This window comes from Actinokineospora sp. NBRC 105648 (assembly GCF_030269645.1).
Taxonomy (GTDB): Bacteria; Actinomycetota; Actinomycetes; order Mycobacteriales; family Pseudonocardiaceae; genus Actinokineospora.
This window is the reverse complement of record NZ_BSTR01000020.1, coordinates 30,128-53,204: the sequence shown is the minus strand read 5'-3', so window position 1 is coordinate 53,204 and position 23,077 is coordinate 30,128. Positions and strand designations below refer to the sequence as shown.

Below are 23,077 nucleotides of genomic sequence, written 5' to 3'. Positions count from 1 at the left end.
GGTGTGCGGGTGAGCGAGATCAGCCGGGTCGGTGTGGTCGGTGCGGGTCTGATGGGGTCGGGCATCGCGGAGGTGTGCGCGCGGGCGGGCCTGGACGTGGTCGTCGCCGAGGTCAGCACCGCGGCCCTGGACGCGGGCCGCCAGCGGATCGAGAAGTCCCTGGCCCGCGGCGTGCGCAGCGGCAAACTGGCCGAGGAGGACCGGGACGCCGCCCTCGCGCGCACCCGCTTCACCACCGACCTCGGCGAGTTCGCCGACCGCCAGCTCACGATCGAGGCCGTCGCCGAGATCGAACAGGTCAAGACGGAGGTCTTCACCACCCTGGACAAGGTCGTCGAGGACCCGGACGCGGTCTTCGCCTCCAACACCTCGTCCATCCCGATCATGAAGCTCGGCATGGCGACCGCCCGCCCGCAGCAGGTCATCGGCGTGCACTTCTTCAACCCGGTCCCGGTGCTCAAGCTGGTGGAGCTCGTCCCGTCCCTGCTCACCGCCGAGGAGACCCGCGACCGCGCGAAGGCGTTCGTCGAGGGCGCCCTGGGCAAGCAGGTCATCCTGTCCCAGGACCGCGCGGGCTTCGTGGTGAACGCGCTGCTGGTCCCGTACCTGCTCTCGGCGATCCGCATGATGGAGTCCGGCTTCGCCTCCGCCGAGGACATCGACAACGGCATGGTCCTGGGCTGCGCCCACCCGATGGGCCCCCTGCGGCTCACCGACCTGATCGGCCTGGACACCACCAAGGCCATCGCGGACTCGCTGTACTCGGAGTTCAAGGAGCAGCTCTACTCCGCGCCCCCACTGCTGCTGCGCATGGTCGACGCCGGCCTGCTCGGCAAGAAGAGCGGCCGCGGCTTCTACCAGTACTGACCCCGGTGATCGACGGTCCGACCTGGCCGAGCTGCGTGACGGATCGTGTCGCGCGCTCAGGTCGGGGGCCGACCCGGACGCCTGGACCGCTGTCCTGATGGTCGCGCTGCTGCGCCTGCGGCGAGGTCGGCGGTGGGCGGAAGCCGAGCGAGGGCACGAGTTTTCGGACGAGCCAACCTGCTCCGGGTCGCCGGGCCGCTCGACCCGTCTGTCGTGCTCCAGGCTTCGCGGGATGGTCGGTCCAGCAGCAGGTGATCCCGGGCGTGCCCTCAACGATGTCGGGTTGCGCGTCCTCGGGCACGCCGAGCGGACGAGGGACACTGATGCCGCGCGGCGCGCCGCCACGCTCTTCGACCGTGCGCTGGTCGGTCGCCGCTTCGTCCTCGTGCGCCCGTTGCACGACGCCCAAGCGGCTGACGAATACCTGTTCTGAGGGGCGTCCGAGCCATTCCAGGGGTCCGGCGCCCGGGGCCGCTCGCCCCGGGCGCCGTCTGCTCCACTGTGGACAGTGACTGCGGCCCGCTCAGTAGGCGTAGGCCTCGATCTCGTTGACCCGGGCGTAGTTGACCTGCCGGGTCGGGCCGACCTTGCCGACGATCCGGACGCCGCGGGTGTTGCGCGGCGGCAGCCAGACCGTCACGGTGGTGGCGGTGTTGTAGTTGTAGGTCTTGACCGTGTCCCACCAGCCGCCGGACTCGTGCAGGACCTGGACGTCGAAGTCGCGCAGCTGGTAGCCCTCGCTGGTGTAGAGGACGATGCGGCCGACCGAGCGCAGGTCGGGCCAGCGGACCTCCACCCACTGGGAGTAGGTCTCCAGGGACGGGAACTCGTCGTTGGCCCAGCTGTGCTCCTCGCCGACCGCGGTGCTCACGTCGCCGTCGTTGACCTTGGCCGCGGCGTAGCCGTCGTAGGTCGAGGACGCCAGGGCGGTGCCGGAACGGGCGAAGTTCTCGCCGGGGCGCGGCGGCCGCGGCGTCGTGGTGGTGGGTGGGATCGGCGTGGTCGGCGGCGAGCTGGGCGGGACGCTCATGCTCGGGGTCGAGTACGCGCCGTTGGGGCCTACGGTGGTGGGGGAGCTGCTCGGGCCGTTCGGGCTGGCGGCCGCGGTGGGGACGATCACGCCCAGGGCGGCCAGGCCGACCAGCGCGAGCGCGGTCGGGAGGTGTCGCTTGGCAGGGAGGCGCACCGGTTGTTCCTCTCGTGTCAGGCTCGGAACAGGTCCGTGCCGGTGAGGGATCATCGCTGGTCCGGAGCCGTCCTGACTACCGCTGATCGGACGCCGTCATTCCCATTCGGTCCAACCTGGCCGGACGGCACGGACTGTCCATCGTGGAGATATCCACTAGGTGGAACTGTTGCCACACGGGCGATCCGGTTCCTAGATGGTCGAACATCTCGATCGCGTCGGTTTTCCGAAGATCTAGTCCTCAATGGACAATGGTCGGTGGAACCCGGCCAGCCAGTGCCAGCGGTCCGGCAGCGCGTCCGCGTCCGGCGCCAGCAGTTCGACCCCGTCCTGGACCAGCCCACCGGTGGCGAAAGCGTCGATCTCCGCGCGCGTCAGCGGTTGGGCGATCCGCGGTGCCGGGTCGTCCGGCCGCGCCGCGAAGCCGGTCACCACGAGCCTGCCGCCGGGGGCCACGAAGTCCGCGATCGCCGCGGTGGCCGCAGCCCGGTTCGCCGCGCGCAAGACCTGGATGGTGTAGGCCTCGAACACGAGGTCGAAGGCCCGCCGCCACTCGGCGGGTGGGGTCAGCACGCTGGCGGCGGCGAACTCGACGCCCGCGTAGGTCTCCGCCGCGGCCGCCACCGCGGTGGCGGAGAGGTCGAACGCGGTCACCGCGTACCCCAGCGCCGCCAGGTAGCCGGCGTCGTGGCCGTAGCCGCACCCCACGACGAGCGCGCGACCGGTGCCGGGGGAGTCGACCGTGCGCACCAGGCGCGCGTTGGGCTGCTCGCGGCGCCAGGGGACCTCCGGGCCCGCACCCGCGCGCGCGTCGGCGTAGAGGCGCTCGAACCAGGTGTTGTCGCCCGCCGCATTGGCCGCGGTGGCCATTCGCACGGCGTGTTCGTGATCCGGGTTCACGCTGCTCATCCACCCATCTTGCCGAATCCCGTTCGGCGGTGGCGGCCGGGTGTCTTGAATACGACGGGGCGGTTTCCGGTATTCGTCGCGGTGGTGTCTACCAGGGCGAACAAGTTACCGATCGGTTCTACTGACGGGGAACCAGGAAAGCTGTTAACACTTTCGGTGAGAACTCCATCACACGCCGAGCGCTACCGGATGGTAGTTCCTCACAGTATTACGGTGACAGTCATCGCATTGCGCCAGCGCGCCGCGGTGGGCGGTGCCCGGCTGGTCGGGCTCGGCTCGCACCGGCCCGCCACCACCGTCGGCAGCGCGGAGATCGCCGCCCGGTTCGGCCGCACCGGCGACTGGATCCGCGAGCGCACCGGCATCGTGTCCCGCCGCTTCGCCAAGGGCGAGGCGATGGAGCCGATGGCCGTCGAGGCGGGCAGGCGGGCGCTCACCCAGGCGGGCTACCTGGCGGCCGACATCGACCTGGTGATCGTCGCGACCTGCAGCGCCCGCACCCCGGTCCCGGTCCGCGCCGCGGGCGTGGCCAAGGCGCTCGGCGTCGGCTCGGCCGCCTCGTTCGACCTCAACGCCGCCTGCGCCGGCTTCTGCTACGCGATGGCCGTGGCCGCCGACCTGCTGCGCGCGGGCTCGGCGCGGCGCGCGCTGGTGATCGGCACCGAGCAGATGTCGGCCTGGGTCGACCCGACCGACCTGGGCACCTCGATCATCTTCGCCGACGGCGCGGGCGCCGCGGTCGTGGAGGCCGCCGACGAACCCGGCATCGGCCCGATCGTCTGGGGCAGCGACGGCACCGCCGAGGCCGCCGACCTGATCCACATCCCGGCCGACGGCCGGATGCGCATGCAGGGCCAGGCGGTCTTCCGCTGGGCCACCACCGAGATCCACCCGATCGCCCTGCTCGCCTGCGAGCGCGCGGGCATCCGGCCCGGCGACCTGGCGGCGATCGTGCCGCACCAGGCCAACCTGCGCATCGTCGAGGCCCTGGCCCGCAAGATCGACGCCCCGAACGCCGTGGTCGCCCGCGACGTCTGCGAGTCCGGCAACACCTCGGCCGCCTCCATCCCGATGGCGATGGACCGCCTCCTCGCCGAGGGCGAGGCCGAACCCGGCGGCCTGGCCCTCCTGATCGGCTTCGGCGCGGGCCTGACCTACGCCGCCCAGGTCGTGCGCCTCCCCACCCGAGTCCCAGCCCAGGTCTGACGCGGCACCGCGCCTGCCCACGTAGACCGCAACGATCGGGTGTCCAGCGCGACCAGGCCCAAGTCGACCCGTCGCGCACGCCGCCACTCACCTCTCCCAGTCCCCGCCACAAACACCCGGCACAACGCCCGCCACCAGCCTCCCCGCCAGTCGCGTCCCTCCCGCCACTGGCCTCCCCGCGACTCGCGTCCCTCCCGCCACTCCCGCCCCGCCAGCCAGCCGCGCCCCTCCCGCCTCTCACACCGAGCCAGTCGCTTCTCCCTCCCCGCCACTCCCGCCCGGCCACCCAACTCACCCCCCAGACCAGTCCGCCCCCTGCATCCCATACGCAGCCAAAACACGGGCGGGAGGTGCTTGTCAAGGCATCTGTCCCGCCTTGACAAGCACCTCCCGCCCGTAGTCATACTCGGCGTAGGGGATTCAGGGGACCCACGACCCGAACACCCACCAGGGCCAACCCAGGGGCAACCCGGCCCGAACCCCCTCAGACCGCCCGACCAGCGATCACATCCCGATACCAGTGGTACGAGTCCTTGGGCGTCCGCACCTGCGACGCGTAGTCCACGTGCACCAGCCCGAACCGCTCCCGGTACCCCTCCGCCCACTCGAAGTTGTCCGTCGCCGACCACGCGAAGTACCCGCGCACATCAGCCCCCTCAGCCATCGCCTGGGCCAGCGCCCGCAAGTGCCCGTCGTGGTAAGCGATCCGGTCGGCGTCGGGCACGCGGCCGTCCACCGGGTCCGGGTCGTGGTAGGAGCACCCGCTCTCGGTGATGTACAGCGGTGGCAGCGCGTCCCCGTACCGGTCGCGGAACATCTGCACGGTCTGGCGCAGGCCGTCGGGCACCACGGCCCAGCCGAAGTCCGTCGTCGGGTAGCCGGTGATCGGTCGCGGCGCGAACGGCAAACCGGGCGGGAGCAAAGCGCCCGCCACCTCCGCGTCGTCCGATGTGGACGCTCCGACCAGGGCGGGCTGGTAGTAGTTGATGCCGTAGAAGTCCAGCGGCGTGGAGATCACCGCCAGGTCGGCCACCACCGGGCCGGGCATCGCCACCGCCAGTTCCTCGACCGGGTAGCGCCCGCGCAGGATCGGGTCGGCGAAGAGCCAGTTGACCAGCGTGTCGTACGACCGCGCGGCCTCTGTGTCCACTTCGGACTCCGAAGCGGGCCAGACCGGCGCGTGGTTGCTCGCGATCCCGATGCCGGTGCACCCCGCCGCCCGCAGCGCCTGCACGGCGAGGCCGTGGCCGAGGAGCTGGTGGTGCACCGCGGGCAGCGCCTCGAACCCGAGGGTCTTGCCCGGGGCGTGGTTGCCCAGCGCGTACCCGAACATGGTGACGACCATCGGCTCGTTGAGCGGCATCCACAGCCGCACCCGGTCGCCGAGCCGCTCGCCCACGACCGCGGCGTAGTCGGCGAAGTGGCCGGTGATGTCCCGGGTGAGCCAGCCGCCCGCGTCCTCGAGCGCCTGCGGGGTGTCCCAGTGGAACAGCGTCGCCGCGGGCGCGATCCCGGCCGCGCACAGCTCGTCGACCAGCCGGTCGTAGAAGTCCAGGCCCTTCGCGTTCACCACCCCGTCGGGCATGACCCGCGGCCAGGAGATGGAGAACCGGTAAGCGCCCACGCCGAGGTCGCGCAGCAGGCCCACGTCCTCGCGGTAGCGGTGGTAGTGGTCGGTGGCGACCGCCCCGGTGTCGCCGCCGCGGACCCGGCCCGGCTCGGCGCAGAAGGTGTCCCACACCGACGGCGCGCGCCCGTCCTCGGCGACCGCGCCCTCCACCTGGTAGGCGGCCGAGGCGACGCCCCAGCGGAAGTCCGGCGGGAACTCGGGGAACGGCATGCGGGAGATCCTCTCGACGAGATCAGCGGACGGACTCGATCCGGTACACCAGCACCGCACCGAGCAGGCCGACCGCCGCGGCGGTCAGGTAGAGCACGGGGTACCCACCCAGGTGCGCCACGATAGGCGCGGCCAGCACCGGGGCGAGCACCTGCGGCAGCGTGTTGGCGATGTTGATCACACCGAGGTGCCTGCCCCGGTCGGCCGCGGCGGGCAGCACCTCGGTGACCAACGCGAAGTCGACCGAGGTGTAGGTGCCGAAGCCGACCCCGAGCACCGCCGCGGCCACCACCGCGCCGGTCCAGGTCGGCCACCCGGCGAGCAGCACCGAGGCCACCGACATGATCACCCCGGACCAGCAGACGAACGCCCGGCGCCTGCCCAGCCGGTCCGAGAGCACCCCGCCGACCAGCACGGTGCCCAGCAGCGCCACCGCGTACACCGCGGTCAGCACGAACACCCCGCCCGCCGGATCGGCGATCCGGACCTCGTCCTGCAGGTAGTACAGCAGGTACAGCAGCGCCACCGCGTTGCCCAGGTTGATCAGGAACCGGGTCAGCCAGGCCCAGCCGAAGTCGCGGTGCCGCAGCGGGTTCACCCAGAACCCGCGCAGGAAGTCGCCGAGGTCCCAGGGCGGGCGCGGTCCGGGCACCACCTCGTGGCGCAGCAGCGCGAACGGCAGCGAGCCCAGCAGCACGGCCACCGCGCACGCCAGGTATCCACTCAGGACAGTCCCGCCGACCAGCGCCAACCCGGTGCCGCCCATGATCCCGGCGGTCTGCGCGAGTCCGAAGTAGCCACCCGCGGTACCCCGCCGCTCGACCGGCACCTGGTCCGGGATGGCCGCGCTCAGCGCGGCGAACGGCGCGTTCAACGCGATCTGCGCCACCGACCAGCCCAGCACCATCCCCGCCACCGAGTCCGCCGCCGCGAGCAGCGCGAGCCCGCCCGCGCCCGCCACGGCGCCGCCGAGCACCCACGGCGCGCGCTTGCCCCAGCGGCCGGTCGTGCGGTCGGAAAGCGCGCCCCACAACGGGTTCGCCACCATCGAGCAGGCCGCGCCGACCCCGGCGACCAGGGCGAGCACCGACTCCTTGGACAGCGGTGCGATCAGGTCGGCCTGCTTGCCGAGCAGGATCTGCAGCGGGCCGTACCAGCCGACGAAGGTGGCGACCGTGGCCAGGCAGAGCGCGGCCGTCCAGCGGCCGGACACCCGGGCGCCCCGCTCGAGCGTGGCCATGCCACCTCCTGGACGCGAGGAAAGGTCACGTCAGGATCTTCGCGCGTCCCCCACCAGTCAAGGGCGCGGCGTGAACTCGTGCGGCCGCTCGCGCAGGCCCAGCAGCCACTGCACGGCCTGCTCGCAGCGCACCGCGGCGAACCCGTCGCCGAACGGGTTGTCGGTGGGCGAGACCGCCAGCCGCTCGACGTGGCTGAGCACCAGCTTCTCGGCGATCCGGGCCACCACCGCGCGGTCTGGCCCGGCCGTCCACGGGTAGCCCGGGCGCTCCGGCTCGGCCCAGGACCCGGGCTCGCCGCCGACCACCAGCGTCGGCACGCCGAAGCTGGGCGCCTGCTCGGCCAGCGTCGCCGAGTCGGTCACCGCCGCGGCCGCGACCGAGAGCAGGCACACCAGCTCCGGCAGCGGCAGCGGGTCGGTGATCGTCACCCGGACCAGCCTGCCCAGCATCTCGTAGGCCAGGTGTCGCAGCGGCCCGCGCGGGGCGGGCAGCACGACCTCCAGGTCCGGGCACGCGAGCACCAGGTCGGCGACCCCGTGCAGCAGCTGTGCGGCGGACTCGGGGCTCCAGCGGGCCGCGTCCAGCACGACCAGCGCCAGCCGGACGTCCCCGGCGACGACGGCGTCCTCGACCGCCTGCACCCGCTCGTCGCGGTGGCGCAGGTGCCGGTCCAGCGCGTCGAACCCGGCGTCGACGGCGGTGCTCCCGACGGTGACGACCTTGGGACCGGCGTGCGCCTCGTCGGCGAGGTTCGCCGAGGCGTCCGGAGTGGACGCCAGGTGCAGCGAGCACACCTGCGCGATCAGCCTGCGGTGGCCCTCCTGCGGGAACGGCTCGGTGAGGTCGTAGGAGCGCACACCCGCGTCCAGGTGGATCACCGGCAGCCGCCGCCAGAACGCGGCCATCGCGGCGCTGAACGCGGTGGCCGAGTCGCCCTGCACGAGCACCGCGTCCGGGGTTCGGTCGGCGAGGGCGTGGTCGAACCCGGCCAGCAGCTGCGCGGCCGCCCGGCTGGTCTCCTGGCCGTCGCGGGAGAGCTCCACCAGCACGTCGGTGGCGATGCCGAAGGCGGAGAGCACCTCGGTGGCCGCCGCCGCGCCGTCGCCGCAGGCCAGGACCACCGGCCGGATCCGCCTGCGGTCGCGCATCGCGGTGGCCAGCGGGGCCAGCTTCACCGCCGCCGCGGCGTCGCCGACGACCAGCAGCACCTCGGGCACCCGACCGGGCTCGGTCGGGACGGGCAGCGGTACCAGGGTGTTCGGCACGGGCACACACACCCCTTCCGCCGTCTCGGTGACCGGGTGAACGGGGGTGGTTCGTCGCCGAGCACCCCGCTGGATTCCCCGTCTCTTCTCTGCGGTATAGCGCGAGACCCCTGAGACGTTACCGGCGGTAGCTTTCGTGTGCCCACTGACACGCGGGGCGTCAGGACTCGGTGCCGCGCTGGGTGTTGTGCAGCCGGGTCGCGTACACCGCGGCCTCGGTGCGGCGGTCGAAGCCGAGCTTGTGCAGCAGCGTGGACACGTAGTTCTTGACCGTCTTCTCGGCCAGGTACAGCGCGCCCGCGATCTGCCGGTTGGTCATGCCCTCGGCGATCAGGTCGAGGATCTTGCGCTCCTGCGGGCTCAGCGTGCTGTAGCGCGGGTCCTCCGCGCGGCCCGCGCGCAGCCGGTCGAGGACGGTGGCGGTGACCCCGGCGTCGAGCAGCGAGCCGCCGTCGGCCAGCGTGCGCACCGCCGAGACCAGGTCGTCGCCGCTGACCTGCTTGAGCATGTACCCGGCCGCGCCCGCCATGATCGCGCCGAAGAGCGCCTCGTCGTCGGAGAACGAGGTCAGCATCAGGCACGCGGGCGGCGGGGTGACCGCCGAGCGCACCTCCCGGCACACCGAGACGCCCTCGCCGTCGGGCAGCCGCACGTCCAGGATCGCCACCCGGGGCCGCACCGCCGGGATCCGGGCCAGCGCCTGGGCGGCGGTCGCCGCCTCGCCCACCACGTCGATGTCGGGCTCCACCTCGAGCAGCTGCCGCAGTCCCCGGCGCACCACCTCGTGGTCGTCGAGCACGAACACGGAAATGCTCATCCGCCTGCCTCCTGGCCTCTCGCCGCCGGGGTGTCCCGCCGCAGCGGCACCCCCCAGTCGACCCTGGTCCCGCCCCCGGCGGGGGAAACGATCTCGCACGTGCCGTCCCACCGGCGGGCCCGCTGGGCCATGTTGGCCAGGCCGCTGCGGTGGGTGATCCCCGCGGGCAGGCCGCGCCCGTCGTCGGCGACCCGCAGCCGCAGGCCGCTGGCCAGGCGGTCGACCGAGACCGTCAGCGCCACCCCGCTCGCGCGCGCGTGGCGGACCACGTTGGACAGCGCCTCGCGCAGGGTGGCCATCAGGTCGAGGGCGACGTCGGCGGGCACCACCGAGTCCAGTGGCCCCTCCAGCCGCACGGTGGGCTCGAAGCCCAGCGCGACGGTGGCCTCGGAGATGGCCCGCAGGATCTCGCCGCGCAGGCTGTACGGGCCGTTCGCGGGTTCCTGCAGGGAGAAGATGCTGCGCCGGATCTCCCGGATGGTCTGGTCGATCTCGGCGACGTAGCCGGTCAGCCGCTCGCCCGCCTCGGGCTGCCCGGGCGCCCGCTTGAGCCCCTGCAGGCCCAGGCCGATCGCGAACAGCCGCTGGATGACCAGGTCGTGCAGGTCGCGGGCGATCCGGTCGCGCTCCTCGTAGAGCGCGAGCCGCTGCCGGTCCTGCTGCGCCTCGGCGAACTCGACGGCCAGCGCGGCGTGCGTGCCGAAGTCGGTGATCATCCGCAGGTCGTCGTCGTCGAACCGGGCGGCGCCGTGCTCGCGGGCGACCATCAGCACCGCGGCCGGGCGGCCGCCGGTGCTCAGCGGCACGAACATCGCGGGTCCCAGCACGTCGATGCCCGGCGGCAGCTGCCGGAAGGTGGCGGCCGAGCGGCTCAGCGTGGCCTCGGCGACCTCGGTGAGCACCCGGGCCCGGCCGGTGCTGAACACGTCGCCGGTGAAGCTGTCGGTGGCCGACATGCGCGCGCCGGTCAGCTCCTCGGTGAGCAGCCCGTCGACCGCGCGGACCTCCAGGAACTCCGGCCCCGCGGGCACCGCGACGAAGGCGAGCACCGCGTTGGCCGTTTCCCGGGCGCGCTGGGCGAGCAGCTCGAGCCCGGTGCCCGCGCACACGCTGGTGCGCAGCACCGAGGTGACCTCGGTGGTCGCGCGCAGCCAGCGCTCACGCCGGTGGCTGCGGTCGAAGTGCCGGGCGTTCTCCACCGCCATCCCCGCCGCGGCGGCCAGCGCGACCACCACGTCCTCGTCCTCCTGGGTGAAGGTCCGGCCGCCGATCTTCTCGGTCAGGTAGAGGTTGCCGAACACCTCGCCGCGCACCCGGATCGGCACGCCGAGGAACGAGGTCATCGGCGGGTGGTTGGCCGGGAATCCCGCCGCGTCCGGGTGGCCGGACAGGTCCGGCACGCGCAGCGGCTCGGGGCGCTCGATCACCAGGCCCAGCACGCCCTTGCCGACCGGCAGTACGCCGATCGCGGCCGCGGTCTGGGCGGTGAACCCGGTGTGGGTGAACTCGACGAGGTGGCCGTCCTGCCCGAGCACGCCCAGCGCGCCGTAGCGGGCACCCGCCAGCTCGCACCCGGCGGTGACGATCCGGCGCAGCATGTCCGGCAGCGACAGGTCGCTGGCGACCGAGAGCACGGCGTCGAGCAGGTGGCGCATCCGCTCCTGGGACACCTCGGCGGCCGCCGCGCGGTCGACCAGGCCGCGGAAGAGCTGGTAGCGGTGCGGCTCGCCGCCGGGTGCCCGGTCCGGGTCGCCCGGCGTGTCCGCGCCCGTCTCCAGCACGGCGCCACCGCCTTCTCCGCCTCGCGTGCGCACGTCCCACGCGCTTCCCGGAATGCCTCGTCCAGGTTTGTCCGATTGATACGCCCGACCACGGAAATCCGACCGGTGCCATCGGTGCGTCGAGCGTCCACGACATTCGCACCGGACGCAAGGGTGCCGCCGCGATGTCACCGAAATGACCAATGATGTTACTCGCTCCCACGCCCGTGGGGTAGTTGGTGACCTTATGGCTCTTGCTCACGCTCCGCTGCCGCGCGGTCACCGCGTGCCGGTGTTCCGTTACCTGACTGGCGGCATCGGTTCCCGGCCAGGGGATTTGGACATCGCTTTCGGTGACCGGGACGACGGGAGTCTGATGGGCTGTTCGGCGCAAATGGCAGCGGCGATTTGTCCGGCGCAATTCGACCTAAATGGCGCACTGTTCCGGGAAGAATGTGATCAGCCGCCGCCATCGACAATCCAGCGCAACGTCCACCGGCCCGGTCCACCGCGCACAACGGTGCGCGAGAGCGGGGCCACATCGATCCGCCAGAAGGCGCCCGGGTCGGCGCGCAGCGCGTGCACCAGCGCGGCCTTGACGACCGCCGGGTGGGTGACCGCGACGGTGTGCCGGTCGGTCGCGGGCCGCTCGTCGAGCCAGCCGCCGACCCGGTCGACCAGCTCCAGCACCGACTCCCCGCCGTGCGGCGCGGCCCCCGGGTCGGTGAGCCAGCGGGTGAGCCCGTCCGGCTCGGCGGCGGCCACCTCGTCGAGCGCCCGGCCGCGCCAGTCACCGAAGTCGGCGTCGCGCAGCCGGTCGTCGACCAGCGCGTCGAGCCCCAGCGCGGCCGCGGTCTGCGCGCACGGCTCGGCGGGCCCGCGCAGCGCCGTCCCCACCCGCCCCAGCGGCGGCCCCCCGGCCGCGGCGGCGATCGCGGCCGCGTCCAACTCCTCGTCGGCCGGGAAGGCCGCGGCCCGGGTCGCCGCCGTGGCCCCGTGGCACACCAGGACCAGCCGGGCGCTCACCGACACTCCTCTGACCAGCCGAATGACATTTCCCACCGTCCGAACGGCCGCGTTGACACCGCGATGTGAACTCCCATACGTTGCCGAGTTGACCCTGATGGTAGAAGGAAGCCGGTGAGACCCCGGCACGGCCGCGCCACTGTGATCGGGCTCCTCGAGCCCGCAGTCAGACCCTCCACCATCGTCTGCTCCACCGACCGGGCCGCGTGAAGCCCCCAGGAGGCACCGCCATGACGCATGCCGTCGCACTCCCCACACCCGTGAGCATCCCCGTTCGGCAGATCCTGCCGTACGCGCTCTTCGCCGGGATCATCTCCCTGCTCGCCCTCTACTTCGTCGGCGCGGAGCAGGGCGCTCTCGCGATCTTCGACGGCACCTACGTGCACGAGCTCGTGCACGACGCGCGCCACCTGCTGGGCTTCCCGTGCCACTGACCGACACCGAGGCGGCCCCGGCGACCTTGACCGTCCGGTCACTGCTCGTCTGGGGCCTGCTGGCCGGCCTGGTCGGCGGTCTGCTCGCCTTCGGCTTCGCCTCGGCCTTCGGCGAACCGTCGGTCGACAAGGCCATCGCCATCGAGGAATCGGCGGGCGCCGAGCACACGCACGGCACCGACCCCGCCGAGCACCACCACGACGAGACCGCCCCCGCCGAGGAAGAGGAGGTCTCCCGGGCCTTCCAGTCCACCGGCGGACTCGGCATCGGGGCCGTCGCCTACGGCCTGGGCCTGGGCGGGCTGTTCAGCCTCGCCTTCGCGTTCGCCTACGGCCGCATCGGTCCACTCACCCCGCGCACGACGGCGTTGACGCTGGCGGGCCTGGGGTACGTGTCGGTCGTGCTGGTCCCGTTCCTGGCCTACCCGGCCAACCCACCCGCGGTGGGCAAACCGGAGACCATCGGCGACCGCACGGCGCTGTTCTTCGGCATGATCGGCATCTCCCTGGTCCTGGTGATCGCCGCGGTGATCCTGGCCAAACGCCTCACCCCCCGCATCGGCGGCTGGTGGGCCACGGTGTCCACGGCGATCGGCTACCTGGTGGCCGTGACCGTGGTCGCCAAGCTGCTGCCGAGCTTCCAGGAGGTGCCGGAGGGCTTCCCGGGCAACGTCCTGTGGGACTTCCGAGTGGCCTCCCTGGGCACCTCGGCGGTGCTCTGGGCGGGCATCGGACTGGTCTTCGCGGCACTGCTGCACCGGGGCCTGACCAAGCTCCAACCGCAGGCAGTCTGAGCCGACTCCACATCGGACGGGCCCCACTCCACTTCGGAGCGGGGCCCGTCCGGCGTTGGTGGTGGAAACGGGCACCCAGCAATCAACGCAGCTGAACCCCGCTCCTGTTGAACGGACAAGATGCCCAGCCCCACCAAACCGCGGCAGGATCCCAAGCCCGCTGATGCGGCAGCCCCCGCCACAGATCTTCCCTCCACCCACCCAACCGCCACGGATAGGCCGACTCCGCTGGAACGTAAGTCCCGTTACGGATGCTCGATCTGGTGGACTTGCTTCGTGTGGGGGGAGAGTGCCGCTAAACTTGCCGTGGGTGGGGATGCCCTTACCCTGCCCTTTTATCTCCACCGCGGTGCTCTAGGGGCCCCGCGCGAAGTGAGTTCACTAGATCGAGCCCCCGTCTTTTCCTCGGGCAGCCCATGTGTATGCGCTATCGGGGGCGTACGTGCTGCCTGTGGAGTGTAGCCACCCGTGGGCCCCTGAATCCCCTACGCCAATTATCACTACGGCCTGCGATTCTTTGTCAAGGCGGGAAAGAGTACCTTGACAAAGAATCGCAGGCCGTGTTTTGGCTGCGTATGGAATGCAGGGGGAGGGCTGGTCTGGGGGCTGAGTCTGTTGTGCCCGAACGGATTGGGGGTGCTGTGGGTGGTTGGTCGTCGATCGACGGAGGGGTCCATGGGGGTGCTGGGCTGTGGGTCGAAGGTGAATGGCGGAGACTGTGGGTCGCGTTAGAGAGTGTGAGTCAGGTGCCTGCGGGGAATGGGCGGAGTGTGGGGAGCGTGCTGATTTCTTGCACTGGCCACAGTCTTAGCCATAGTCGGCCGTCGGTCGAACGGACTTGGTCGCCGGGTACGCCGATCACCCGTTTCACCACCGGTGCCTCGCGGCCGGGTGGTGATAGGACCACGATGTCCAGTCTGGCCGGAGTTCAATGTTGCCGAAAGTGACCGTGAAACGTGAGCTGAGTTCATTTCGGTGAAGCCGCTCGTACGCTGAGTGGTCGACTTCGGTCAGCTTGCGGGTGGTCGCTAACGTTGGCCACCTTACCTGTGACCCGTAGTCACAGTCTCCGTCGCGGCGTTCCCGGTGTCCGATCTCGGCGACCTGTTCATGTCGCTGCTCAGCGTGATCGGCGGCGCTATAGCCGCCTCCTGGGCGCAGCGCAAGGTGAAGAAGGTCGAACCCGCTGTGCCCGAGGCGGTTGAGGCCGTCTAGTCCGCCGCCGCCGCGATGAACGCACGGATCGCCGCGGGGTTCCCGGCCGGGTGGGTGTGCAGGTAGGAGGCGTGCACCCGCCCGTGCAGGAAGCCCTCGCGGTGCACGGTGCCGTCGTGGTCACGCCACACCCACGCCGGGCGCTCGCCGTGCTGGGGGAGCGTGCGGGTGCGGTGGAACTCGTGGCCGGAGACCCGTGCGCCCTCCGGGTGCAGGACCGATGCCGTCAGCGCCACCGCGTCCCGGTAACCCAGCAGCAGCCGGGACGTCATCGACGCCTCCGCCTCCAGTACCCCGCACATCGGGTGACCGTCCAGTTTGGACGCCAGGTACAGCAGGCCGCCGCACTCGGCGTGCACCGGAGCGCCCGACCGGGCGAGCGCGGCCACGGCGTCGCGCAGGGGTTCGTTGGCGGACAACGCTTCCGCGTGCGCCTCGGGGAACCCGCCGGGCAGCACCAGCCCGGCCGTCCCCGGCGGGAGACCCTCGTCGCGCAACGGGTCGACCACGGCCACCTCGGCGCCCGCGGCTCGCAACAGCTCGGTGTGCTCGGCGTAGCCGAAGGTGAACGCCGGACCGCCCGCGACCGCGATCACCGGCCGTCCGGCCACCGGCTCGACCTCGTCCGAGGCGCTCCACAGTGCACTATCCACACTGGACGCTGTCTGGGCGATCCGGACGACCTCGTCCAGGTCGACCGACGCGGCCACCAGGTCCGCCATCGCCGCGACCGCGCGGGTCGCCGGGTCGCCGTGCTCGGCTGCGGGGATCAGGCCCAGGTGGCGCGACGGCACGTCCACCGCCACCGTCCGCCGCACCGCGCCCAGCACCGGGAGCCCGACGTCCACGCACGCCTCGCGCAGCACCTGCTCGTGCCGGTCGGAGCCGACCTGGTTGAGCACCACCCCCGCGATCCGCACGCCCGGTCGGTACGACCGGAACCCGTGCAGCAGCGCGGCGATGCTCGTGCTCTGCCCCCGCGCGTCGACCACCAGCAGCACCGGCGCGTCGATCAGCCCGGCGACGTGCGCGGTGGAGCCGAAGCCCCCTGCCTCGACATGGTGGCCGATGCGGCCGTCGAACAGCCCCATCACGCCCTCGATGACGGCCAGGTCCGCCCCGAGCGCGCCGTGCCGGAACAGCGGCGCGATCCGGTGCTCCCCGACCAGCACCGGGTCGAGGTTGCGCCCGGGCCTACCCGCCGCGAGGGTGTGGTAGCCCGGGTCGATGTAGTCGGGGCCGACCTTGAACGGCGCCACGGTGTGCCCGCGCCCGCGCAGCGCGGCCATCAGGCCAGTGGCCACCGTCGTCTTGCCGCTGCCCGAGCCGGGCGCGGCCACGACGATCCGGGCTACCACTCGATGCCCTTCTGGCCCTTGTGCCCGGCGTCCATCGGGTGCTTCACCTTCGTCATGTGCGTCACCAGGTCCGCACTGTCCACAAGCGACTGCGGCGCGTCCCGGCCGGTGATGATCACGTGCTGGTGCCCCGGCCGGTCGGCCAGCGTCCGGACCACCTCGTCGGTGTCGATCCAGCCCCACTTGAGCGGGTAGGTGAACTCGTCGAGCACGTAGACGCCGTGCCGCTCCTCGGCCAGCCGCCGGGAGATCTCGGCCCAGCCCTCGCGGGCGGCCTCGGCGTGGTCGTCCTCGGTGCCCGCCTTGCGCGACCACGACCAGCCCGCGCCCATCTTGTGCCACTCGACCGGGCCGCCCTCGCCGGTCTGCTCGTGCAGCCTGCCCAGCGCGAGGAACGCGGACTCCTCGCCCACGCGCCACTTGGCCGACTTGACGAACTGGAACACCCCGATCGACCAGCCCTGGTTCCACCCGCGCAGCGCGAGGCCGAACGCGGCGGTCGACTTGCCCTTCATCTCGCCGGTGTGCACGACGACCAGCGGGCGGTTGCGCCGCTGCCGCGTGGTGAGACCGTCCTGCGGCACGACGGTGGGCTTCCCCTGTGGCATGGCGGTCCTCCCTAGGCTGCGCGGGCGGCGCGGACCACGCCCGCGACGGCGTCGGCGGACAGTTCTTCGAGCCGCAGCCCGGTGCCACCGAGCGCGGCGGCGAGCTTGCCCGCCAGCCCGAGGCGGACCGGACCACTCTCGCAGTCGACGACCACGCTCGCCACGCCGTCCGCCGCGATACCGACCGCCGCGCGCAGGGCATCGGCCATCGGGTCGTTAGAGGAACGCCCGCCGCGGTTGACCGCGACAGTCGCGCGGCCATCGGTAACCACTACCAGGAGGGCACGCCTACGAGGATCTCTTAGCCGCTCAGTGGCAAGAGTCTTCTGAGCGCGCAAGAGGCCGTCGGCCAATGGAGTGCGGCCGCCCGTGCGCAGGTTACGCAGACGCGCCACCGCAGCCTCCACCGAAGAGGTGGGCGGTAGTGCCAACTCAGCCTCACCGGCGCGGAACGTGACTAGTCCTACCTTGTCCCGACGCTGGTAAGCGTCACGCAGCAAGGAAATCACCGCGCCTGTCACAGCCGACATCCGCTTGCGCGCGGCCATCGAGCCGGACGCGTCTACGGCGAAGAGCACCAGGTTGGACTCGCGGCCCTCCCGGACCGCCTTGCGCACATCGCCTGTACGCACGAGCAGACCAGGCCCACTACGCCCACGGTCGCGCTGGAACGGCGCGGCAGCTGTAAGAGTCCCCACCAGGTGGATGCCGGACCCCTGCGACGGCGAAGAACGCAGTGCTCGTCCCGACCCCGCGCGAGAGCGCGACCTACGACCGGGCGCACCCTCACCAACGCCCGCGATCTGCAGGGTCCGCGCGCGGAACGCCTCATCTGGCTTGGCGGCCGCGCGGCTGTTGTCGCCGCCCTTGGGCGTTTCCTGCTCTTGGTTGCCCGGGGTCGGCGCGTCGCTCGGCGGCGTGTTCGAGTCTTGAGTGTCCGAGTCTTGGGCGTCCGGCGGCGGTGTGCCGCCGCCGGGACCATCGGTGTTGTCCGGGTCCGGGTCGCGGTCGGCCTCCTCGGCGGCGTCGCGCAGTGCCTGGTCGAGCTGCTCCTGCTCGATGCCGGGCTCGTCGAACGGGTCGCGGCGCCGCCGGTGCGGCAGGGCCAGCCGGGCCGCCACGGCCACGTCGGACTCCTCGACGGCGGGCGCCCCGCGCCAGGCCGCGTGCGCGACGGCGGTGCGGGCGACGACCAGGTCGGCGCGCATGCCGTCGACGTCGAAGGCCGCGCACACTGCCGCGATCCGGCGCAGCTCGGCGTCGGGCAGCAGGACCTCGGGCAGCGCCTTGCGCGCGGTGACGATCTGGTCGGCCAGCTCGGCGTCCGGCGCCGCCCAGGCCGCGCCGAACCCGGCCGGGTCCGCCTCGAACGCCAGCCTGCGCCGGATCACCTCGGTGCGGGTGTCGACGTCCCGCGCCGCCCGGACCTCGACGGTCAGCCCGAACCGGTCGAGCAGCTGCGGGCGCAGCTCGCCCTCCTCGGGGTTCATGGTCCCCACCAGGAGGAACGACGCCGCGTGCGACACGGAGACGCCCTCGCGCTCGACATGTGCCCGGCCCATCGCGGCGGCGTCGAGCAGGAGGTCGACCAGGTGGTCGTGCAGGAGGTTGACCTCGTCGACGTAGAGGACACCGCGGTGCGCGGCGGCCAGCAGACCCGGCTGGTACGCGCGAACACCCTCGGTGAGCGCGCGCTCCAGGTCGAGTGACCCGATCAGGCGGTCTTCGGTAGCTCCAACGGGTAGTTCCACCAGTCGGGCCGGCCGGGTGTCGGACTCGGGGGCGGTGTGCGGGCCGTCCGGGCAGGCCGGGTCCGGGCGGGTCGGGTCGCAGGAGAACCGGCACCCCGCCACCACGGCCGCGGCGGGCAGCAGGGCGGCCAGCGCCCGCACCACGGTGGACTTGGCGGTCCCCTTCTCACCCCGGACCAGGACCCCGCCGATCGCCGGGTGCACGGCGTTGAGCAGCAGGGAGAGGCGCAGGTCGGCGTGGCCGACGACGGCTGAGAAGGGGTATCCGGTGGCTACCGGGCGCAGGGCAGGCTGGGGCACGCCGCGATCCTCACTCCGGGTCCGCGCCCGGGTCGGTCACTCACGGCAGGGCGGAGTGTCCTGGCTCCCGGATTGACGCGCCGCTCCGGCCTTCCCGGGGCGGGTGCCCCGGTGGCGCGCGGGGGAGTGGCGCTCCCCGGTCACAGTGGCGGGACCGCACCGGACTCGCACCGGTTTCCTCGCACACCCTGCTTGGTCGTCTCGCATCGTCGCAGATGGCGGGCCGGCCGACCAACCACTGCTCAGGTGTTTACCGGCACATGCTCGCAGCCGTGGAACCACACGAGGTTCTCCTGGTGGAGGGCCTCATCGGGGTCGAAATCATCCCCCACTGTCAACGCCACGAGATAGGCCGTGTACTCTCCGTTGTCAGTCGAAATGGCTGCGTGGAGCTGTTCACTCGCCCAGTCGCGCAAACCCACGACTAGTTCTCCGATGGTCGCTTCGGCGCATCGGTCGAGCTGGATCCGCTCGGGCCACCGGTATTGGCCCTCGCCGCGCCGCTTGACCAGTGCGTATGCGTAAGACATGCGGTACACCCCTGTGTCTTGTAGGTTAGTTGGTCTTGTAACTTCTATCTGAAGTTTCTAGCACCGCGACCGTAGCAACTCTTCGGGGAGCTTCAATCTGAAGCTGCAATTTTCACTCGAACAGGGGATCCACCAGCGATGACGACAAAGCGAACGGTCAGCGGCAACCGGCGTGAGCTGGGCGCGGCACTGCGCAGCTTCCGCACCCGGGCGGGCTACGCGCGGATCGAGGACGTCAACGAGCTGATCGACGTCAGCGCCGTGACCATGGGCCGGATCGAGAAGGGCGAGGCCCCGGTCGACCGCGCCAAGCTCAAGGTCCTGGCAGGCGCCTACGACCTGACCGACGACGAACTCCACGGCCTGCTCGAACTCGCCAAGCAGACCAGGACCAACAAGGGCACCTTCCCGGCCTTCGTCAGCGTGAAGACGCGGGCGCTCCTGGAGTTGGAGACCGAGGCCACCGAGATCCTGATGGTGCACATCGACCTGGTCCCTGCCCACTTCCAGACTGAGGGCTACATCCGAGCCCTCTTTGAGTCCACTGGCGAGCGCGTGTCCGAGGGCCGCATGAGCGAGTTGATGAACGTGCGCAAGGGCAGGCAGGACAGCCTGGTGAAGGAGAACCCACCCACGGTGCGTGCGGTGATCCACGAGTTCGCCCTGCGGCTGCCGGTCGGTGGCCCGGAGGTCATGCATGACCAATTGGTCTACCTGGCGGGCTTGTGCGACCTGCCGAACGTCGAGATCCAGATCCAGCCGATCGAGGAAGGCGCCTACCCGGGCATGGGCAGCTCGTTCCTGCTCATCCGGCTCGACGACGACCCCGCCACCGACCGGGTACGTGTCGACAGCCATGGCGAAGCGTTCTTCCGTGACCGAACGGCCGCCACGGAGCCGTACCGGGTCGCTTGGGAGCGCAAGCGGGTCGCAGCGCTCAGCTTGCCTGCTTCCAAGGCGCTTATCCTGGAAGCGGCACGCACATACGCGTCTACAAGAGGGTGAATCCATGAGTGGGAGCCTTGAAGGTGTGGTGTGGCGGAAGTCGAGCCGAAGCAGCGGTGCTGGCGGCAGCGGCAACACCAATGACTGTGTCGAGGTGGCGTTCGTGGGCACGGTGTCGCTGGTTCGGGATAGCAAGGGTGGTCCAGACGGCGAGTGCCTGCGCTTGAGCCCGTCTGGCTTCGCGGCGTTGGTCGCGGACCTGAAGCACGGGAGGTGACTGTGAGCGCGGGCCTGGTGTGGCGGAAGTCGAGCCGGAGCAGTGGCGCCGGCGGCGATGGCAACACCACTGACTGTGTCGAGGTGGCGTTCGCGGGTGCGGTGCCGCTCGTGCGGGACAGCAAGGGTGGTCCGGCCGGTGCGGTGCTGCGGTTGAGTGCCGTCGGGTTCGGGTCGCTGGTCGCCACGCTGAAGGGCGACGCGTCCGCGTAGGTCGGTGTCCGGGCGCGGCTATCGTGTCCGTCCGTGGTCACCGTGGTGGGTATCGGAGCTGATGGGTGGGCCGGACTCGGGTCCGCCCAGCGGGCGCTGTTGGCCGCGGCCGAGGTCGTGGTCGGCAGTGCCCGTCAGCTCGACCTGCTGCCCGCGTCGGTCGGGGCCGAGCGGGTCGAATGGCCGTCGCCGCTGGTGCCCGCGATTCCCGGCCTGCTCGCCGCGCACGAGGGTCGGGCGTTGTGCGTGCTGGCCAGCGGCGATCCGATGTTCTACGGCATCGGCACCACGCTGAGTCGGTTCACCGAGGTTCGCGTCCTGCCGCACCCGTCGTCGGTCTCGTTGGCTTGCGCGCGCTTGGGCTGGGCGGTCGAGTCCGTCGAGGTCGTCAGCGCGGTCGCCCGACCACTCGACCGACTGCACGCCGTCCTGCACCACGGGCGTCGTGTACTGGTCCTCAGCGAGAACTCCGGTACGCCTACCGCTGTTGAGGCGTTGCTACGGGAGCGCGGGTTCGAGCACAGCACTCTTACCGTGCTCAACGACTTGGGCGACCCCGCCGAACGGATCAGCACGGCGGCGGACGCGGGCGACCTCAACGTGGTGGCCATCGAGTGCGTGGGTCCGCGCGGCCTGCCCAGGGTGCCGGGCCTACCGGACGACGCCTACGAGCACGACGGCCAGATCACCAAACGCGAGATCCGGGCCATCACCCTCGCCGCGCTGGCGCCCGCCCCCGGACTGCTGCTGTGGGACGTGGGCGCGGGCTCGGGCAGCATCGGCATCGAGTGGTCACGCACCCACCCGTCCTGCCGGACCGTGGCGGTCGAACCGCGCGCCGACCGGGCCGACCGCGTCGAGCGCAACGCCGCTCGCCTGGGCGTTCCCGGCTTGCGCGTGGTCAGGGATGCCGCCCCGGCCGCCCTAGCCGATCTGGACACCCCGGACTCGATCTTCATCGGCGGCGGCGTGACGGCCGACGGCGTGCTTCCCGCCTGCTGGGCAGCCCTCCCACCCGGTGGCCGGATCGTGGTCAACGCGGTGACGGTGGAGTCCGAGTCACTGATCACCCAGTGGCACCGCCAGGTCGGCGGCGACCTGGTCCGACTATCGGTCAGCCGCGCCGCACCGGTCGGCGGGTTCACCGGGTGGCGCCCGATGATGCCGGTCACCCAGTGGTCGGCCACCAAGCCCACCACCACTCCGACTACCGGACCGACCGCGGGCTCGACAGGTGCGGCTGCCGGCCAACCGGTCTCGCCACCAGCTCTCGTGTCACCCGCCGGCCCGGCCGCTGGTCCGACCGCGGATTCGACGGGTGCGGCGGCCGGTCAACCGGTCTCGACGCCGGCTCTCGAACGGCCCACGGGTGCGGCTGCTGAACCGCGCGCGGGCTCGGCCGGTGCGGCCGCTGTCCAACCGGTCTCAAGATCAGTTCTCGTGTCGCCCATCGGTCCGGCTGCTGGATCATGCGCGGGCTCGACTGGTATGGCGGTCGGCCACCTGACTCTCGAGCCGCCCACCGGTCCGAGTGCTGGATTGCGCGCGGGCTCGACGGGTGCGGCCGCTGTCCAACCGGTCTCGACACCGGCTCTCGAGCCGCCCACCGGTCCGAGTCCTCGAGCGGGCCGCTGGCCCGCCGCCCGGTCGCGCGGGGTGGCGGGTGCTCGATCGGCCAGCCCGCCGACTACCGCGTCGTCCGGGGAATCCGCCGCCGATCCCGCTATCGATCCCCTTACCCAGGAGCGCGCATGACAGTCCACTTCATCGGGGCGGGGCCCGGTGCGGCCGACCTGATCACCGTGCGCGGGCGCGACATCATCGCCCGGTCGCCGGTTTGCCTGTACGCGGGTGCGCTGGTGCCGGTCGAGCTGCTGGCCGTGTGCCCGCCCGGCGCGCGCAAGGTCGACACCGCGAACCTCACCCTGGACGAGATCATCGCCGAACTGGTCGCCGCCCACGCCGCCGGTCACGACGTGGCCCGGCTGCACTCGGGGGACCCCTCGGTCTTCAGCGCCATGGCCGAGCAGATGCGCAGGCTCGACGCGGCAGGCATCCCCTACGACGTCACCCCCGGCGTCCCCGCCTTCGCCGCCGCCGCGGCGGCCCTGCGTCGCGAGCTGACCGTGCCCGCGGTGGGCCAGACCGTGGTGCTCACCCGAACCTCGGCCCGCGCGACGCCGATGCCGCCCGGCGAGGACCTCACCTCACTCGGCCGCTCCGGCGCCACCATGGTGCTGCACCTGGCCGTCCAGCGGATCGACGAGGTCGTCGCCGAGCTGCTCCCCAACTACGGCGCGGACTGCCCGGTCGCGGTGGTCGCCTACGCCTCCCGGCCGGACGAGGTGGTGCTGCGCGGCACCCTGGCCGACATCGCCGAGCAGGTCCAGGCCGCCGGTGTCCGCCGCACCGCGGTGATCATCGTGGGCCGGGTCCTGGACCCCGGCGGCTTCTGCGAGAGCCACCTCTACTCGACCGAGCGCGAGCGCCCGTGAGCCCGCCCCGCCCCGCCGATCGCCACGGGTGCCGGGCTCCA

The 23,077-nt window shown here is 72.0% G+C and carries 24 protein-coding genes and 1 riboswitch; of the genes, 11 read left to right on the top strand and 13 right to left on the bottom strand.

Annotated features, from left to right (window positions below):
• The first annotated feature begins 9 nt into the window (after positions 1-9).
• Positions 10-867: a 3-hydroxybutyryl-CoA dehydrogenase gene (locus tag QSK30_RS19005; RefSeq protein WP_285504508.1), complete on the top strand. Its 858-nt coding sequence runs from the start codon at positions 10-12 to the stop codon at positions 865-867.
• A 232-nt stretch (positions 868-1,099) separates the two neighbouring features.
• Complete coding sequence (locus QSK30_RS19000) at positions 1,100-1,300, top strand: hypothetical protein (protein WP_285504506.1); 201 nt, start codon at positions 1,100-1,102, stop codon at positions 1,298-1,300.
• Between the two features lie 90 nt (positions 1,301-1,390).
• On the opposite strand, the gene QSK30_RS18995 is transcribed toward QSK30_RS19000, so the two are convergent.
• Both QSK30_RS18995 and QSK30_RS18990 read right to left on the bottom strand, forming a co-directional pair.
• Positions 1,391-2,053 carry a discoidin domain-containing protein gene (locus QSK30_RS18995; RefSeq protein WP_285504505.1) on the bottom strand — a complete coding sequence of 221 codons (663 nt, stop codon included), beginning with the start codon at positions 2,051-2,053 and terminating at the stop codon, positions 1,391-1,393.
• Between the two features lie 234 nt (positions 2,054-2,287).
• On the bottom strand, positions 2,288-2,962 hold the full coding sequence (locus QSK30_RS18990) for a class I SAM-dependent methyltransferase (protein ID WP_285504503.1): 675 nt from the start codon (positions 2,960-2,962) through the stop codon (positions 2,288-2,290).
• A 207-nt stretch (positions 2,963-3,169) separates the two neighbouring features.
• Between QSK30_RS18990 and QSK30_RS18985 the strand changes: the two genes are divergently transcribed.
• Positions 3,170-4,168, top strand: a complete 999-nt coding sequence (locus QSK30_RS18985; RefSeq protein WP_285504603.1) for a beta-ketoacyl-ACP synthase 3 — start codon at positions 3,170-3,172, stop codon at positions 4,166-4,168.
• A gap of 484 nt (positions 4,169-4,652) precedes the next feature.
• Here QSK30_RS18985 and QSK30_RS18980 read toward each other — a convergent pair whose 3' ends face one another.
• The 6 genes from QSK30_RS18980 to QSK30_RS18955 all read right to left on the bottom strand — a co-directional run bounded on the left by QSK30_RS18980 (position 4,653) and on the right by QSK30_RS18955 (position 12,117).
• Positions 4,653-6,008 (bottom strand): GH1 family beta-glucosidase, encoded by a 1,356-nt coding sequence (locus QSK30_RS18980; protein ID WP_285504500.1) that lies wholly within the window; start codon positions 6,006-6,008, stop codon positions 4,653-4,655.
• 22 nt (positions 6,009-6,030) lie between these two features.
• On the bottom strand, positions 6,031-7,248 hold the full coding sequence (locus QSK30_RS18975) for an MFS transporter (RefSeq protein ID WP_285504498.1): 1,218 nt from the start codon (positions 7,246-7,248) through the stop codon (positions 6,031-6,033).
• Positions 7,249-7,305: 57 nt separating this feature from the next.
• Positions 7,306-8,520, bottom strand: coding sequence for a UDP-N-acetylglucosamine 2-epimerase (locus QSK30_RS18970; RefSeq protein WP_285504497.1), 1,215 nt, complete (start codon positions 8,518-8,520; stop codon positions 7,306-7,308).
• A 154-nt stretch (positions 8,521-8,674) separates the two neighbouring features.
• Positions 8,675-9,331, bottom strand: coding sequence for a response regulator (locus QSK30_RS18965; protein WP_285504495.1), 657 nt, complete (start codon positions 9,329-9,331; stop codon positions 8,675-8,677).
• Positions 9,328-11,112, bottom strand: a complete 1,785-nt coding sequence (locus QSK30_RS18960; RefSeq protein ID WP_285504494.1) for a sensor histidine kinase — start codon at positions 11,110-11,112, stop codon at positions 9,328-9,330. The genes QSK30_RS18965 and QSK30_RS18960 overlap by 4 nt, the downstream gene beginning before the upstream one ends.
• Before the next feature lie 438 nt (positions 11,113-11,550).
• On the bottom strand, positions 11,551-12,117 hold the full coding sequence (locus QSK30_RS18955) for a histidine phosphatase family protein (protein WP_285504493.1): 567 nt from the start codon (positions 12,115-12,117) through the stop codon (positions 11,551-11,553).
• 230 nt (positions 12,118-12,347) lie between these two features.
• Between QSK30_RS18955 and QSK30_RS18950 the strand changes: the two genes are divergently transcribed.
• Complete coding sequence (locus QSK30_RS18950) at positions 12,348-12,551, top strand: CbtB domain-containing protein (RefSeq protein WP_285504492.1); 204 nt, start codon at positions 12,348-12,350, stop codon at positions 12,549-12,551.
• Positions 12,542-13,345 carry a CbtA family protein gene (locus QSK30_RS18945; RefSeq protein ID WP_285504491.1) on the top strand — a complete coding sequence of 268 codons (804 nt, stop codon included), beginning with the start codon at positions 12,542-12,544 and terminating at the stop codon, positions 13,343-13,345. Before QSK30_RS18950 ends, QSK30_RS18945 begins: the two co-directional genes overlap by 10 nt.
• 742 nt (positions 13,346-14,087) lie before the next feature.
• Here the strand turns inward: QSK30_RS18945 and QSK30_RS36920 are convergent.
• The gene (locus QSK30_RS36920) at positions 14,088-14,261 is read right to left on the bottom strand and encodes a S26 family signal peptidase (protein WP_352231596.1); all 174 of its coding nucleotides are present in this window, start codon (positions 14,259-14,261) and stop codon (positions 14,088-14,090) included.
• A gap of 170 nt (positions 14,262-14,431) precedes the next feature.
• Here QSK30_RS36920 and QSK30_RS18940 point away from each other — a divergent pair, with 170 nt between their 5' ends.
• Positions 14,432-14,560, top strand: coding sequence for a hypothetical protein (locus tag QSK30_RS18940; protein ID WP_285504490.1), 129 nt, complete (start codon positions 14,432-14,434; stop codon positions 14,558-14,560).
• On the opposite strand, the gene QSK30_RS18935 is transcribed toward QSK30_RS18940, so the two are convergent.
• The 4 genes from QSK30_RS18935 to QSK30_RS18920 all read right to left on the bottom strand — a co-directional run bounded on the left by QSK30_RS18935 (position 14,557) and on the right by QSK30_RS18920 (position 19,107).
• Complete coding sequence (locus QSK30_RS18935) at positions 14,557-15,918, bottom strand: cobyrinic acid a,c-diamide synthase CobB (RefSeq protein WP_285504489.1); 1,362 nt, start codon at positions 15,916-15,918, stop codon at positions 14,557-14,559. The genes QSK30_RS18940 and QSK30_RS18935 overlap by 4 nt on opposite strands.
• The gene (cobO, locus tag QSK30_RS18930; RefSeq protein ID WP_285504488.1) at positions 15,912-16,526 is read right to left on the bottom strand and encodes a cob(I)yrinic acid a,c-diamide adenosyltransferase; all 615 of its coding nucleotides are present in this window, start codon (positions 16,524-16,526) and stop codon (positions 15,912-15,914) included. Before cobO ends, QSK30_RS18935 begins: the two co-directional genes overlap by 7 nt.
• 11 nt (positions 16,527-16,537) lie before the next feature.
• Positions 16,538-18,577, bottom strand: a complete 2,040-nt coding sequence (locus QSK30_RS18925; RefSeq protein ID WP_285504487.1) for a putative cobaltochelatase — start codon at positions 18,575-18,577, stop codon at positions 16,538-16,540.
• A 54-nt stretch (positions 18,578-18,631) separates the two neighbouring features.
• Positions 18,632-18,757, bottom strand: a riboswitch (cobalamin riboswitch).
• Between the two features lie 62 nt (positions 18,758-18,819).
• On the bottom strand, positions 18,820-19,107 hold the full coding sequence (locus tag QSK30_RS18920; RefSeq protein ID WP_285504486.1) for a hypothetical protein: 288 nt from the start codon (positions 19,105-19,107) through the stop codon (positions 18,820-18,822).
• A 138-nt stretch (positions 19,108-19,245) separates the two neighbouring features.
• Between QSK30_RS18920 and QSK30_RS18915 the strand changes: the two genes are divergently transcribed.
• The 5 genes from QSK30_RS18915 to cobM are packed head-to-tail and all read left to right on the top strand — an operon-like array spanning position 19,246 to position 23,036.
• The gene (locus QSK30_RS18915) at positions 19,246-20,112 is read left to right on the top strand and encodes a helix-turn-helix domain-containing protein (RefSeq protein ID WP_285504484.1); all 867 of its coding nucleotides are present in this window, start codon (positions 19,246-19,248) and stop codon (positions 20,110-20,112) included.
• Positions 20,113-20,116: 4 nt separating this feature from the next.
• Positions 20,117-20,329: a DUF397 domain-containing protein gene (locus tag QSK30_RS18910; protein ID WP_285504483.1), complete on the top strand. Its 213-nt coding sequence runs from the start codon at positions 20,117-20,119 to the stop codon at positions 20,327-20,329.
• A 2-nt stretch (positions 20,330-20,331) separates the two neighbouring features.
• A complete protein-coding gene (locus QSK30_RS18905; protein WP_285504481.1) occupies positions 20,332-20,541 on the top strand; it encodes a DUF397 domain-containing protein in 210 nt (69 codons plus the stop codon).
• A 33-nt stretch (positions 20,542-20,574) separates the two neighbouring features.
• On the top strand, positions 20,575-22,296 hold the full coding sequence (gene cbiE / locus QSK30_RS18900; protein WP_352231595.1) for a precorrin-6y C5,15-methyltransferase (decarboxylating) subunit CbiE: 1,722 nt from the start codon (positions 20,575-20,577) through the stop codon (positions 22,294-22,296).
• Positions 22,293-23,036: a precorrin-4 C(11)-methyltransferase gene (gene cobM, locus QSK30_RS18895; RefSeq protein WP_285504479.1), complete on the top strand. Its 744-nt coding sequence runs from the start codon at positions 22,293-22,295 to the stop codon at positions 23,034-23,036. Before cbiE ends, cobM begins: the two co-directional genes overlap by 4 nt.
• Positions 23,037-23,077 lie beyond the last annotated feature (41 nt).